Here is a 14498-nt window from a genome sequence, read left to right as displayed (position 1 = left end):
TTATTTACAGCCGTAAAAATTGTATAATAGTCAAATAAGGTCAATGATGAGAAGGAACACTCCAAGACCATTTTTTATGGGCGAAGAACAGAGCATCCATCTAGAAAAAAACAAGCCAGAAAGGAGCATCATGGCAAATAAGAACACATCTGATAGCATCGAAGCTTATATTAAGGCCTTGCTGGCTCAAGCTGGCATGGCAGAGCTCAAAAGAAGTGAGTTAGCCGATGTCTTTCAGGTCGTACCTAGTCAGATTAACTATGTCATTAAGACTCGTTTTACCGAGAGCCGAGGCTATATTGTAGAGAGCAAGCGCGGTGGTGGTGGCTATATCCGCATTGGCAAGGTCCAGTTTTCAGATCACCATCAGATGCTCCAAGACTTGGCAGCCAATATTGGAGAGACCATCAGCCAGCAGGTCTTCAATGATATCCTCCAGATGCTCTATGAAGAAAAATTATTGACAAAACGTGAGGCTCAGCTCTTGCTTGCGACGACCTCCGATGAGGTCCTAGGTCGAGATGCTCTCATCCTACGAGCAACGATGCTGAAAAAAATCATTCAACAAGTAGATAGAAAAGGAAATACCGACTAGATGAACTATTCAACAGCACTGTTAGAAAGTATAGAAGCGGCCCAAATACTAGCAGGCCACTATCAGGGGCATACCTTAGATACTTGGCATCTCCTGACGGCTATGGCCAATAATCCCTATAGCGTGGCAGGTTCTGTACTGAACGATTATCCTATGCAGATCGATGAGTTTCAGGATGCGGCGGAGCATATTACAGGCCAAGCTTTTCAAAGCGACAATCGGTATGAAATCTTCCCATTTTCTTATCGGATGGAAGCCATTATGAAGCACGCAAGAGAGATTGCCCAGGTCCTTCATGCCAAGACCTTGGGAACAGAGCATGTGCTCCTCTCTCTTCTAGCAGACCGTGGGACCTTAGCGAGCCAAGTCATGGAGTTTGCCGGCTTTGCCTTTACAGAGCAAGACAAGGGAGTTCCTATTGCCTCTCTTCGAAAGAATCTTGAGGACAAGGCAGGCTGGGACAAGAATGATATCAAAGCCATTCGGAGTCTCTATCGCGCCCAAAACCCTAACCGCCAAACCATGGGAAATATGATGGGCATGCCCCCAAGCACCAGTGGAGGTCTTGAAGATTATACCCGTGATTTGACAGAAATGGCGCGTGCAGGCCAGCTTGAGCCTGTGATTGGTCGGGATGCAGAGATTTCACGCATGATCCAAATCCTCAGCCGCAAGACGAAGAACAATCCTGTATTGGTGGGAGAAGCAGGGGTCGGAAAAACAGCCCTTGCCTTAGGTCTGGCCCAGCGTGTCGCTAGTGGCAATGTACCAGCTGAAATCGCGCAGATGCGTGTTCTGGAATTGGATCTCATGAATGTCGTTGCTGGGACGCGCTTCCGTGGGGACTTCGAAGAACGGATGAACAATATCATCCAGGACATCGAAGAAGACGGTCACGTGATTCTCTTTATCGATGAACTGCATACTATTATGGGGTCAGGATCCGGTATTGATTCGACCTTAGACGCAGCCAATATTCTAAAACCAGCCCTGGCACGGGGAACCTTGCGTACAGTTGGGGCAACAACCCAAGATGAGTACCAAAAGCATATCGAAAAAGATGCAGCCCTCTCTCGGCGTTTTGCGAAAGTCACCATTGAAGAGCCAAGTGTTGCAGATAGCATCCAAATTCTCCAAGGCTTGAAAGAGACTTATCAGGACCACCATCATGTGATCATTACCGATGAAGCGATCGAAACAGCTGTCAAATATGCCCACCGCTATTTGACTAGTCGTCAATTGCCAGATTCAGCCATTGATCTCTTGGATGAAGCGGCAGCTACCGTACAAAACCGCGATTCCAACGGTCACGTAAAAGAAGAGTTGACCGCCTTGGATCGGGCCTTGATGGATGGCAAGTGGAAGAAAGCAGCCCAGCTCTTAGAAGTAGAGGCCGCTCCCATTGTCTACAAAAAAGAAGTCACTGACCAAGATGTCTTGGTGACCTTGAGCCAATTATCCGGTATTCCAACTCAAAAACTGACCCAAACCGATGCCAAGAAGTACCTAAACTTAGAAGCAGAATTGCATAAGCGCGTGATTGGTCAAGACCAAGCCGTTTCGAGTATCAGTCGGGCTATTCGACGCAATCAATCAGGTATCCGTAGCAATAAACGTCCGATCGGTTCTTTCATGTTCCTAGGACCTACCGGTGTCGGAAAAACAGAGCTAGCCAAAGCTTTGGCGGAAGTTTTGTTTGATGATGAATCGGCCCTCATCCGTTTTGATATGAGTGAGTACATGGAAAAATTCGCGGCCAGCCGCCTCAACGGAGCCCCTCCAGGCTATGTGGGCTACGAAGAAGGAGGCGAGTTGACCGAGAAAGTCCGCAACAAACCATATTCAGTTCTCTTATTTGATGAGGTGGAAAAAGCCCATCCAGATATTTTCAATGTCCTTTTGCAAGTCTTGGATGACGGAGTCTTAACCGATAGCAAAGGCCGGAAGATCGACTTCTCCAATACCATTATCATCATGACCTCAAACCTGGGAGCTACAGCCCTTCGGGATGATAAGACCGTTGGCTTTGGTGCCAAAGATATCCGCTTTGACCAAGCCAATATGGAAAAACGCATGTTTGAAGAGTTGAAGAAGACCTATCGTCCAGAGTTTATCAACCGGATTGATGAAAAGGTGGTCTTCCATAGTCTCTCAAGCGAGGACATGCAGCAGGTAGTGAAAGTCATGGTCAAACCGCTCATCGCGACCTTGGCAGAACAAGGCATGACCCTCAAATTCCAGCCTTCAGCGCTCAAGTTGCTAGCAACCAAAGGCTACGATCCAGAAATGGGAGCTCGCCCACTGCGTCGTGTCTTGCAGACCGAAGTGGAAGATCAACTAGCAGAGCTATTGCTGAAAGGCCAAGCCCAAGAAGGACAAACGATCAAGGTTGGAACGACAGCAGGAACGATCAAGTTTGAGATTGTCTAGGAGGATGTCATGACGCTTCAGCGATTAACCCGTATTTCGCTTTTGGCGGCCCTTTGTGTCGCTCTACGTCAGGCTTTTGCCCCTTTCCCAAATGTCCAACCTATTTCTGCCATCTTTTTTCTCTTGGTGATATTTGAAGGGTATAGCTTTGCTTTTCTTGTGATGATGATCACCATGTTTGTCTCCGCCTTTTTCCTGGGGATGAGCCTGATTGTGTTCTTTCAGATTGTCGCCTTTGGCTGTTTGATGCTCATTTGGCGCATCAGTTACAAGTGGTTGCCCTTTGTCCTTCAGATCCTTTTTGTGGGCCTACTGTCCTTTGCTTATGGGGTCTTGATCGATAGTGTTTATGCCTTGATATACCATATTCCTTGGTGGACCTATGCTTTGGTCAATGGTTTTAGTTTTAACCTTGCCCATGCTCTGTCGACGATCATTTTCTATCCCATTATCTATCAAATCTTTAGGAGATTTTATGTTGAAAAAAAACATTTCTAGCTTGATGACCTTACTTGCAGCTCTTCTTTTAGCGAGTTGCGCTTCGTCTCATAGCACAAACCATCAAACAACAGCTTCTAGCACAGAAGTTGCCAAGAAAAACGAAATTTCGATTACGATTGGCGTGACGCCAGAAGGTCAAAAAGCGCAATCGAAAACCTTGAAAGTAGCAGAAGAGAGCAACCTCATGAAAGTGCTCAAAGCCAACTACAAGATTGAAGAAAAAAATGGCATGATCACCTCGATTGACGGCCACAGCCAAGATGAAGCCAAAGGTCTTTACTGGATGTACAAGATCAATGGCGAAATGGCTCCAAAAGGTGCTGCTGAAACCACTGTCAAAAAAGGGGACAAGATCGAATTCTATCAAGAAGTGTACAAATAATGAGGAGCCGGATTATGTGTCCGGCTCTTTTTGTGATAGTATAGGAGCTTACCTAAAACTTCTTTCAAATTAGAAAAATATTTGAGAAACTATTGACAGCCCCATATAACAGTGTTACAATAACGTTACAAAGTATTACAAATGTTACAAAAAGAGGTTCGGTTATGAAAAACAAAAAAATCATTTCCCTAGCAGCGCTAGCTCTTACAGCTAGTCTTTTCCTAGGAGCTTGTGGCGGGAATAAAGAAGAAAAAACTTCAGAAGCAAGCAGTTCAAAGACCAGTCAGGTTAAACAAACAAGTTCTTCTTCTAAGAAAAAAGTGATCACTAGTAAAGATCCGATTGCCTCTTCATCCTCTGATAGCAAATCAGAAGAAAGTCATACTGTTGGTAGCAAAAATAACCAAGCAGCAGCTAGTCAAACACCTGCTCCAGCTAAAGAAGCGACACCAGCAGCACCCGTAACAAAAGAAACAAAAGAAGTAGCCACTCCAGCAACACCAGCGAAAGCAAAATTGCCAAGTCTAGAAGACGGCCATGCCCATGCTAAGAAGCAAGCTTCTGCTACAGAGAATGCCCAATACAAGGGAGTCTATTCTGTAGCAGCAGGGGATTTCTCTGCAGCAGCTGGGAATTGGTCTGACAAACGCGACACTGGAGTCACTATTGGCCAAGGTGGTCAAGTGACCATCCAACTTCCTGGGGGCCAACCCGTAGCCTATGGTATCAGTGCTTATAACTATACCTTGGATGATGGTCATTACCATGCTAATCTCTCAGCAGGCGATGGGTCTGCAGCGACTCTAGATATCGTAGTTGGAAAAGATGGCTCTGTATCTAGTGTGACGGTTCTGAAAGATGGTGTCAGCCACTCCCTCACTCGTGAATAAAATTCGAAAGATCTGAAAGGATAAGCTTCTCTTTTCAGATCTTTTTTTGTTGGTTTGAAGAAAAATATATTTTTTTATAAAAAACTATTGACAGATGGAAAATATAGTTTATAATAAAAACATAAAGAAAATCTATTTATTAAAAATTATAAAAAGGAGTTCATATGAAAAAAGAAAGAATTGCCCTGGTTTTTGGAACCTTTGCGCCTCTTCATCAAGGGCATATTGACCTGATCCAGCGGGCCAAGCGTCAGTGTGATCGCGTTCGTGTCATCGTATCTGGTTATGAAGGGGATCGTGGCGAAGAAGTCGGGTTGACTTTACAAAAACGCTTCCGTTATATCCGCGAAGCCTTCTCTAATGATGAGTTGACCCAAGTCTATAAGCTAGATGAGACAGAACTTCCTCGTTATCCCTTGGGCTGGGAACCTTGGTTACAAATAGCTCTTGATACCATCCAGTATCAAACAGAGACAGAAGAGTTGATCTTTTATGTGGGGGAGAAAGCCTACAAGGAAGAGTTGGAAGCGAGAGGGTTTGAAGTTCACTTAGAGGAGCGTCGCTTCGGGATCTCTGCTACTATGATACGGGAAAATCCAAGCAAATACTGGAAATACATCGCCCAGCCCTTCCGTCGCCAGTTCACGAAAAAAGTCTTGATCATGGGGAGCGCCAGCAACGGGAAAACGACCCTTGCAAAAGACTTGGCTCGCTTTTACGATGCTCCTGTTAGTCTTGAGTATGCCCGTGAATACCAGATCAAGAACAATGTGCGGGATGATGAACTCACACCGAAAGATTACTATTACCTCCTCTTAGGACAGTATGATCAAACCTCTAAGCTCATCGATAGTAGTGCCAATCGAGGCCTGGTCATCGCAGATACCAATTCCCTGGTGACCAAAGGTTACTACGACTATTACATGGAAGTCGAAGGCCAGGATACCAGCATGACCGATACCTTCGACAACCTCTTTGTCAGTATTCTCTCCAAAGAAAAATGGGATTTGATCCTCTTTGTACAGCCGATCGGCTCTTATGTCAATGATGGTTTCCGAGACATGACCATGGCTGACGAAGAGATCCGCACCAGCTTTTCAAATTACCTGGACCAATTGCGCCAGCAATACCTAGGAAACATTCCGACCACTCTCCTCGCATCAGACTACCTCGGCAACTACGAAGAAGCCAAGAAGGTGATCGATGCCATTTACCAAGCCGACTAAGGAGCAGCTTATGAAAAATCTATCTGAAAAATTCGCAACTTTTAGCCAAGACTTTAAAAATGTTCACCAAGAAGCGAAAAAGCAAGGCTTTGTCAATATTATGAAACTCCTGTGGAAGGACCTTTTTGTGGGACGTACAGCCTTTCAATGGATCTATCTCCTTCTTCTTTCCAGTGTTCCCTTCTTCTTAGAATGGACCAAAGCCCTCAAGAAGGAGGTGGCTTAGATGGCAAGTCTCTCAATTCCAGCAGGAATGACGGAGAAAGAGTATTTTGAGACGGTCGCTAGTGAAGCAGACTTTCTCAAGTGGTACAAGGAGCAAGATCTGCCAACTTATGAAACTCCAAGTGTCACAGCGGACATGGTGGCTTACTGTTTTGTTGATGGACAGCTCAAGCTCTTAGCCATTCGCCGCAAGGCCCACCCTTATCAACACCGCCTCGCCTTGGTGGGGGGCTTTGTGAACAAGGATGAAGATGCGACCCATGCCTGCATCCGAGAAGTCAAAGAAGAAGTTGGGCTCGATCTGCCAGTGAATAAGGTGGAGCAGCTCATGACAGTTTCCACCCCTGGGCGGGACCCCAGAGGCTGGGTCATTACCATCGCCCATCTGGTCTATCTGCCAGCAGAAGCAGTAGACTTAGCCCATGCAGGTGATGATGCCAAGGAAGTCGTTTTTCTCGATGTCGATTTCAAAAAGTCCCAGTGTTTGCTCGATGGAGAACCCTTAGCTGCTTCTGATTTTGCCTTTGACCACTATCAGATTATTCAAGAATCGATTAAGCGGATTCAGGGACGTCTGGACTGGAATCCAACCTTCCTCTATTTGTTAGAGGAGCCCTTCACCGTTTATGAAGCAACCGAATTGGTCAATTTGATCAATCCAGGACGCCCCATCGTTAGCAATAACTTCCTCGTAAAATTCGGAGAATTCGTGGAAGAAGTGGGCGTCAAGCGGGTACCTAAGAAAAAACCACGCAAGACCTACCGTCTAAAACAGTAGATCGAGCGGGGTTCATTCTATCAGCCCTCCCTTACTTTTAGTAACGGAAGGGCTTTTTCTGATTTTTCCTGCTCCACTTGTGTGCAAAGTGGTATAATAAACATAATTGAGATCAAAAGAGACAAGACTATGGAAGAAAAAATAATTTTACCACAAAATACACGACTAATGGGGGCTCTGCTTGGTTTTATCGGAGGAGGCCTCGATGTCTTTTGCCACATGCACTACCGGAGTTTGGTCGCGACCCAAACGGGGAACCTACTGCTTCTCATCGCTGATTGGCACGATCCCCGTGTCGAAAATACCATCATGCGTTTTTCATCTATTCTATTTTTCTCGATTGGCTTTGTGGTTGCCCTCCATATCAAAGAGTATCGCAAGACAGCCTTTTGGCGGACCAAGATGTTGATTCCTTTGTTTGTGGTGACACTCCTGATTCCCTTGGTGTCTGTCATACCACCTGTAGAAGTTCCCTTTATTGCTTTTGGGACAGGGATGATGATGTTGACCTTTACAGGAAGCTTGATTGAAACCCACCCTTACGTGATCTTTATGACTTCCGGCAATTACCGCAAGATGCTGACGGCCTTGTACCGAATCACTCGAGGAAAGGGTGATTTGGACGAGTATCGGCGTCAGGCTATGAATTACGGAATCGTTGTTGGAAGTTTTGTTGCAGGAGCTATTAGCGTCGCCATCCTCATGCATTTCATTCACCAATGGTCCATCTGGTTGATCACAGTCAACCTCTTTTTGATCATGACCTACTACACCGCCAGAGTCAAACAACTCGGCCTGCAAACAGATAATCTATAGAAACAGGACCCCGTGTGAGGTCCTGTTTTAGATTAATGACAAAGTCATCTTAGAAACTTTCCTTAGGTGAGTACGGACGTCAGCGAACTTCGAAGAAGTTCCATGACTTAGTTTTGAGCCTAAGGTCTCAAAACTCCCGAGTGCCTGAAACAATCGTGTTTCAGGCACTTTTCTCACAGCGGAAAGTTTCGGTATTTTTTTGATTCGCTCAAAAAATTAAAACATATTTATATTTCTTTGCCGAATTGCTTAACTTATTTAAAAATAGTACAGGACCTCACATGAGGTCCTGCTTTTTGTATTTCTATGCTTTTAATTGTAAGAGTTCTTCAATCTCTGCTAGGGTGCTAGCTTGCGAGATGGCGCCACGGAGTTTGGCTGCACCTGAGTTACCACGAAGGTAGTGAGGGGCGAGGCCACGGAATTCACGAACGGCAATGTGCTCACCTTTGAGATCGATCAAGCGTTTCAAGTGTTCATAAGCAATCTTCATCTTGTCTTCAAAAGTCAAATCAGGCAGGATTTCACCTGTTTCAAAGTAGTGGTTGATTTGGTTGAAGAGATAAGGATTGCCCATAGCAGCGCGACCAATCATGACCGCATCGGCACCGACTTCTTCGATCCGTTGTTTGGCATCTTGAACCGTACGGATATCTCCGTTTGCGATAAATGGAATCTTGGTCAGAGCTTGTGCAACCTTGTGAAGGGTCTCAAGATCCGCATGCCCCGTATACATTTGCTCCCGAGTCCGTCCATGCATGGCAAGGGCAGAGACACCCGCAGCTTCGGCAGCGAGGGCGTTCTCAACTGCTAGGGAAGGATCCGACCAACCCGTCCGCATTTTAACAGTGAGGGGGATATCAAGGACGGATTGAACCTTGTTGATGATGGAGTAGATCTTGTCTGGGTCCTTGAGCCACATGGCACCAGCCTCGTTCTTGACGATTTTATTCACCGGGCAACCCATGTTGATATCGACGATATCAGTCTTGGTATTTTCTTGGATAAATTCAGCTGCGCGTGCCAGGCTATCTTCGTCACTTCCAAAGAGTTGGATCGATACAGGATTTTCTCCTTCATCGATATGGAGCATGTGAAGCGTCTTTTCATTGTTGTACTGGATTCCCTTGTCAGAGACCATTTCCATCACAACGAGTCCTGCTCCCAGTTCTTTGGCAATGGTCCGGAAAGCTGAGTTGGTCACTCCGGCCATTGGGGCTAGGACGGTACGGTTAGGGATTTCGACATCCCCGATCATAAATGGCGTATTAAGATTTGTCACGAATGAGTTCCTCCAAGTCATTTTCGTCAAAGTGGTAGTGTGTTTGGCAGAATTGGCAGGTAATCTCTGCACCGTGATCTTCATCTTTCATCTCTTTTAGATCACTAGCTGGCAGACTTGCTAAAGCGTTCAAGAAACGCTCACGGCTGCAGTCGCACTGGAAGCGGATCTCTTCTTCTGAGAGACGCTTGTATGGTTCGTCACCATAGATGGCAGTAAGAAGGGCTTCAATATGGTCGTCAGAGGCTAAAAGGGTAGAAATGGCCGGCATTTCTTGGATGCGTTTTTCAAAGCGTGCGATTTCTTCTTCCTTGGCATTTGGCAAGACCTGGAGCAAGAAGCCACCCGCCACTTTAACCTTATCTTCGTCATCCAAAAGAACATTGAGTCCAACTGCAGATGGTGTTTGTTGGCTTTCCGTCAGATAAAAGGCCAGGTCTTCTCCGATTTCACCGGTTACAAGAGGGGTCATGGAGTTATAAGGATTTCCCGTACCATAATCTGTGATAACCAAGAATTCTCCGTTTCCGACAAATGGTCCCACCAGGACTTCACCAGTTGCCGTCTTCTTGATATCCACTCCAGGATTTTGTACGTAACCCTTAACATTTCCCTTGGTATCTGCCACGGTGATGATGGCTCCGAGTGAGCTAGTCCCAAGGACCTTGACCGTAATTTTAGTATCTCCTTTCTCGTTTGCCGCCAAGATTTGACTGGCAATGAGGGTACGGCCAAGTGCGACCGTGGAGCTAGCTTGTGTATGATGTTTTTCTTGGGCTGTTCGTACGGTTTCTGTACTGTCTAGTACATAGGCACGAAAAGTGCCGCTTTCTGAGATAGTTTTGATAATTTTGTCCATACCATTTATTTTAACACAAAATAGAAAAACAGGCGCAGGCCTGCGCTTGTTTTTTGGGGTTAGGAAGAATTTTAAGACCAAAAATAGTATAATAAAACAAAGGAGGCTAGCATGAACCAATCTTTGAAAGCGGCAGTCTATGGTTTGGCGGTAGCTGATGCATTAGGGGTTCCGTATGAATTTTTAACCCGAGGCAGTTTTAAAGCGATTGAGATGGTGGGCTATGGAAGCCAACAGTAACTGGCTGGAACTTGTTCAGATGATACTAGCCTTGTATTCGCGGCCTATGATTCTTTTTGGGAAAAAGGGAAGATTTCCTCTGCTATATGCAGGAGAGGTTTGAAATTTGCTTGTTAGAGGATGATTTTACAGCAAATGACTTGCTATTTTAAACTTGTAGGAGGACCATGCTTAATCTTTTTAGGTTATCATCTAAAACTCTACCTCGGTTACAAAACAAAAACGCAGAGACATCTTCTGCGTTTTCTTACTTTATAGGTCCATTTCTGGGAAAAGTTTAGCTAGTATTTTCGGAGTAATGCTTTGTCCCGGCCCCTCAGCACAATAGGTGTGCATATACATAGAAGGATTGAAGTTGAGCTCGATGCAGGTACAGTTGGGATTTTCCTTTGTGGAAATAGCAGAGCTGTCAGGGATGATGAGATCAACGCCACAGGCCCAGGCTCCCATAGCCTTTGCCATGTCCGCAGCGAGTTCCTTATAAGATGGGTGCATACTGTCTGTGACATCAATCGAGTCTCCGCCAGTAGAAATGTTGGAATTGCGCCGCAAGTCAACCTTGACTCCAGCAGGCAGGATATCATCTGGTCCATAGCCTTGCTGGTCCAGCATGAGCAGTTCAATGTCCCCCAGTTCAATGATTTCAAGCGGTGAACGATGATCTCGGCCCCGCAGAGGATTGTCATTTTTGATGGCAATCAATTCTCTCACGGTATGCTGACCGTCTCCGACGACATTGGCCGCCACTCGCAAGAGGACTGCTTGGCATTGTCCGTCTAAGACAAAGAAGCGGTACTCCGTTCCAGCGATAAATCCCTCCACTAAGACGGCGACATCTTCTGAAAAAGCAATCTCCAGAGCCTTGTGATAAGCTTCCAGGCTAGCTGGCTCTTGGAAGATAGAGATGCCCAGTCCGAAGTTAGTTGACTTGGGTTTGACAACAATTTCTCGGTTCTTAATCAAAGGGTAGTAGGCCAGTCCCTCTTCTAGAGAAGAAAATTCTGCTCCAGCTGGAACGGGAAAGTCAGCTGCTGCCAAAATCTTTTTGGTGACTGTTTTATTGGCCATGGCCAAAGGGATGACATAGTTATCCTTGGAGGTCATATTGCCGTTCTTGACATATTCTACATGACTACCATGCCAAAGCTTGAGAAATTGGTCCTTTTCATCTAAAATTTCGACATTTAGCCCCTTTTGAATAGCATCAAAGAGTAGCATCTGGGTGGACAGTTCCATATTTTCGTAGCCTTTGAGGGCATAAGGAGCAGTCCAGGCATAGCGGTGGTATTCTTCTGCTTTTTCTAGACCAAAAGCTGTTAAGGAATCTTGCTGGATATGGGGCAGGAGCTGTCCTGACAGTGTCAGCTGAGGATGTAAGAGAGCCTCTCTCATCTGGTCCAGCAAAGTTTGATAGTAAGTTGGCAGTTCAAAATGCTGGATGAGCTCTTCCATGGCTTGGAGAAGGGCTGAGCTGTCTGCCTCATCTGGCAGGGCAGTCAGCGGGTGGCTACAAGCAATTTTCTGGTTCAAATCATGGGCAGCTTTTAATACTGCATCAACATTTTCTACATCATCTAGCCAGAGCAGGCCCAGTAAAAAGAGATGGACAGTATCTAAGGTCTCTTGGCTAATGCCCAAATGGTCAAAAGGATTGAGATCGAAGCAGCGGAATTCCAGATAGGTGATACCCTGCTCCAGATAGGCGCGATTGTGCTTCTGTCCACGGAAGCGAACGGCTGAGTAAAATTCTTTTTCAGCACTGAGCTCGCCAGACTGAACGTAGTTGTCAATATCGGTTACATATTGCTCCAAAGAAGTGTAGGACACCTGAATATTCTCGTCATTGACATAGCCATAGTTGCTGTTGCGAAAAGAGCGGATAGGCTGCGGGTATTCCTGACTGTAGAAGCCGGCTTCTGCCAGAGGAGCAGCACCGTAGAGATAGGTTAAGAGCCATCGGAAACGCAGAAAGTTTCGAGCCAGTTTGAGATAGAGGTCATTTTTAAAGTCCTTGAGTAAATGATAGGAGCTGACTTGAAAGAGAGCAGCGACCAGATCTTTCCCTAGCTCCATGTTGTAGTGGATGCCAGAGATGGCCTGTAGTTTTTTGCCATATTTTTTCGCTAAACCCTCTCGGTAGTGGCGTTCGTATTCGTTTTCCAGACGGGCGATGATAATATCTTCTTCAGTCAGCTGCGGTGGCATGGACAGAGGCCACAGGCATTCACTCTGGTCAATTGAGCGGCCTGCCACATCGCTGATAGCTCCCAGTAAGCGCCGCGCTTCCTTAGTAGAGTGAGCAATAGGTGTAATTAGTTCCAGTTGTTGTTCGCTGAAGTCTGTTTGGATGGTCGGGTGGAAATTGCGGGAACCAAGCTGACTCGGATGAGCAGTTTGAGCTAAGTGTCCATCAGTTGTAACTCGCAGATTTTCCCTCTCCAGACCAAAGGTCGCTTGGAGAATAGGGCTTGATGTATCCAGTTTCTGCAGTAATTGATTAATCGTCATCGTTTCACCGTCCTATGGTAGTTATTTTAGTCTATTACAAACGGAAAAAGAAAGCAAATTTCCGCTACGATTTTACAAAAATTCCGAACTTTTATTTTAAATTAAGTACTAAAATTCAGAAAATACATATTTTGTAAAAATGTAATTCGTCTACATAAGAGAAAAAACAAATGAAATGATGAACCCTCCTTGAAAAATTGTCAAATTTTTCATATAATGAGGTATAAAACATAATCGCAGGTGAGATTCCTGCCTGCTTTTCAAGAAAGGACGAGCTATATAGCTCAGACAAAGATATGACATCAGTAGTTGTTGTAGGAACCCAGTGGGGAGATGAAGGAAAAGGGAAGATTACAGACTTCCTATCAGCCAATGCAGAAGTCATTGCTCGCTACCAAGGTGGGGACAATGCCGGTCACACCATCGTGATTGATGGCAAAAAGTTCAAGTTGCACTTGATTCCTTCAGGTATCTTCTTCCCTGAAAAGATTTCTGTCATCGGAAACGGCGTGGTGATCAATCCTAAATCATTGGTCAAAGAGTTGGCTTATCTTCATGAAGAAGGTGTGACAACAGACAGTTTGCGCATTTCAGACCGCGCCCATGTCATCCTCCCTTACCATATCGAATTAGACCGTCTCCAAGAAGAGTCTAAGGGAGACAACAAGATCGGAACGACGATTAAAGGGATTGGACCAGCCTACATGGACAAGGCTGCGCGTGTGGGAATCCGGATTGCGGACCTTTTGGACCGCGACGTCTTCGCAGAACGCCTTCGCATCAACTTGGAAGAAAAGAACCGTCAATTTACCAAACTCTATGATGCAGAGCCTCTTTCATTTGACGATATCTTCGAAGAATACTATGAATATGGTCAACAAATCAAACAATATGTAACCGATACTTCTGTTATCTTGAACGATGCTTTGGATAACGGCAAGCGCGTGCTCTTTGAAGGAGCACAAGGGGTTATGTTGGATATCGACCAAGGAACTTATCCATTTGTAACCTCTTCAAACCCTGTTGCAGGTGGAGTGACCATCGGATCAGGTGTCGGCCCAAGCAAGATCGACAAGGTTGTCGGTGTATGTAAAGCCTATACCAGCCGTGTCGGTGACGGACCATTCCCTACAGAACTCTTTGATGAAGTGGGTGATCGGATCCGTGAAGTCGGCCATGAGTATGGGACAACAACCGGTCGTCCACGTCGTGTCGGTTGGTTTGACTCAGTTGTCATGCGCCATAGCCGTCGTGTGTCAGGAATTACCAACCTCAGCTTGAACTCCATCGACGTTCTGTCAGGTTTGGATACAGTGAAGATCTGTGTGGCTTACGACTTGGATGGAGAACGCATTGACCACTACCCAGCAAGCTTGGAGCAACTCAAACGTTGCAAACCAATCTATGAAGAATTACCAGGTTGGTCAGAAGACATCACCGGTGTCCGTCACTTGGATGAGCTTCCAGAAAATGCCCGCAATTATGTTCGCCGGATCGGTGAGTTGGTTGGTGTGCGCATTTCAACCTTCTCAGTCGGACCAGATCGTGACCAAACCAATATCCTTGAAAGTGTCTGGTCAAGTAAATAATTTAAAAGAGGCTGGGACAAAAATCCTAGCCTCTCAATTATTTTTGGATTGTCAAGCAAGACGCAGTGGTTGAGTGGACTCTACTATGCTGATTTCATCAGCTTTTACAGCCCTACTCAACTGTGCGGAGGTGGGACGACGAAATCGAATTCTAACGAATTACCGATTTCTGTCCCA

Annotated in this window: 13 protein-coding genes and 1 pseudogene; 11 read left to right on the top strand and 3 right to left on the bottom strand. The window is 45.6% G+C overall.

All coding sequences use genetic code 11. The features are described 5' to 3' along the window. Positions 1-130: 130 nt before the first annotated feature. The 9 genes and pseudogenes from QM870_RS09325 to QM870_RS09285 all read left to right on the top strand — a co-directional run bounded on the left by QM870_RS09325 (position 131) and on the right by QM870_RS09285 (position 7843). On the top strand, positions 131-595 hold the full coding sequence (locus tag QM870_RS09325) for a CtsR family transcriptional regulator (protein ID WP_003002068.1): 465 nt from the start codon (positions 131-133) through the stop codon (positions 593-595). Then, positions 596-3025: an ATP-dependent Clp protease ATP-binding subunit gene (locus tag QM870_RS09320; RefSeq protein WP_070661541.1), complete on the top strand. Its 2430-nt coding sequence runs from the start codon at positions 596-598 to the stop codon at positions 3023-3025. A 9-nt stretch (positions 3026-3034) separates the two neighbouring features. Further along, positions 3035-3523, top strand: a complete 489-nt coding sequence (locus QM870_RS09315) for a hypothetical protein (protein WP_049492544.1) — start codon at positions 3035-3037, stop codon at positions 3521-3523. Continuing rightward, positions 3501-3908, top strand: a complete 408-nt coding sequence (locus tag QM870_RS09310; RefSeq protein ID WP_049492541.1) for a DUF4430 domain-containing protein — start codon at positions 3501-3503, stop codon at positions 3906-3908. The genes QM870_RS09315 and QM870_RS09310 overlap by 23 nt, the downstream gene beginning before the upstream one ends. A gap of 164 nt (positions 3909-4072) precedes the next feature. Further along, on the top strand, positions 4073-4798 hold the full coding sequence (locus tag QM870_RS09305; RefSeq protein ID WP_023919822.1) for a hypothetical protein: 726 nt from the start codon (positions 4073-4075) through the stop codon (positions 4796-4798). Between the two features lie 164 nt (positions 4799-4962). Beyond that, positions 4963-6024 carry an AAA family ATPase gene (locus tag QM870_RS09300; protein ID WP_414369361.1) on the top strand — a complete coding sequence of 354 codons (1062 nt, stop codon included), beginning with the start codon at positions 4963-4965 and terminating at the stop codon, positions 6022-6024. Positions 6025-6034: 10 nt separating this feature from the next. Further along, a pseudogene (locus tag QM870_RS09295) lies at positions 6035-6226 on the top strand (hypothetical protein); the annotation flags it as partial. A gap of 24 nt (positions 6227-6250) precedes the next feature. Beyond that, the gene (locus QM870_RS09290; protein ID WP_045759989.1) at positions 6251-7027 is read left to right on the top strand and encodes an NUDIX domain-containing protein; all 777 of its coding nucleotides are present in this window, start codon (positions 6251-6253) and stop codon (positions 7025-7027) included. 129 nt (positions 7028-7156) lie between these two features. Then, positions 7157-7843: a YoaK family protein gene (locus QM870_RS09285; protein ID WP_118396320.1), complete on the top strand. Its 687-nt coding sequence runs from the start codon at positions 7157-7159 to the stop codon at positions 7841-7843. Between the two features lie 304 nt (positions 7844-8147). On the opposite strand, the gene dusB is transcribed toward QM870_RS09285, so the two are convergent. Further along, positions 8148-9125, bottom strand: coding sequence for a tRNA dihydrouridine synthase DusB (gene dusB / locus QM870_RS09280; protein ID WP_316587881.1), 978 nt, complete (start codon positions 9123-9125; stop codon positions 8148-8150). Beyond that, a complete protein-coding gene (gene hslO / locus QM870_RS09275; protein ID WP_334249108.1) occupies positions 9112-9984 on the bottom strand; it encodes an Hsp33 family molecular chaperone HslO in 873 nt (290 codons plus the stop codon). The genes dusB and hslO overlap by 14 nt, the downstream gene beginning before the upstream one ends. Before the next feature lie 111 nt (positions 9985-10095). Here hslO and QM870_RS09270 point away from each other — a divergent pair, with 111 nt between their 5' ends. Continuing rightward, positions 10096-10224, top strand: a complete 129-nt coding sequence (locus QM870_RS09270) for a hypothetical protein (RefSeq protein WP_003002006.1) — start codon at positions 10096-10098, stop codon at positions 10222-10224. Positions 10225-10476: 252 nt separating this feature from the next. Here the strand turns inward: QM870_RS09270 and gshAB are convergent, their stop codons facing one another. Beyond that, complete coding sequence (gshAB, locus tag QM870_RS09265) at positions 10477-12732, bottom strand: bifunctional glutamate--cysteine ligase GshA/glutathione synthetase GshB (RefSeq protein ID WP_414369359.1); 2256 nt, start codon at positions 12730-12732, stop codon at positions 10477-10479. Positions 12733-13028: 296 nt separating this feature from the next. Here gshAB and QM870_RS09260 point away from each other — a divergent pair, with 296 nt between their 5' ends. Continuing rightward, positions 13029-14321: an adenylosuccinate synthase gene (locus tag QM870_RS09260; RefSeq protein WP_021154044.1), complete on the top strand. Its 1293-nt coding sequence runs from the start codon at positions 13029-13031 to the stop codon at positions 14319-14321. Positions 14322-14498: the final 177 nt, after the last annotated feature.

Origin of the sequence: Streptococcus parasanguinis (assembly GCF_047463195.1) — a bacterium.
GTDB classification, from domain to species: Bacteria; Bacillota; Bacilli; order Lactobacillales; family Streptococcaceae; genus Streptococcus; species Streptococcus parasanguinis_R.
Note: the sequence above shows the minus strand (reverse complement) of the source record. Positions and strands in the feature narration are given on the sequence as shown.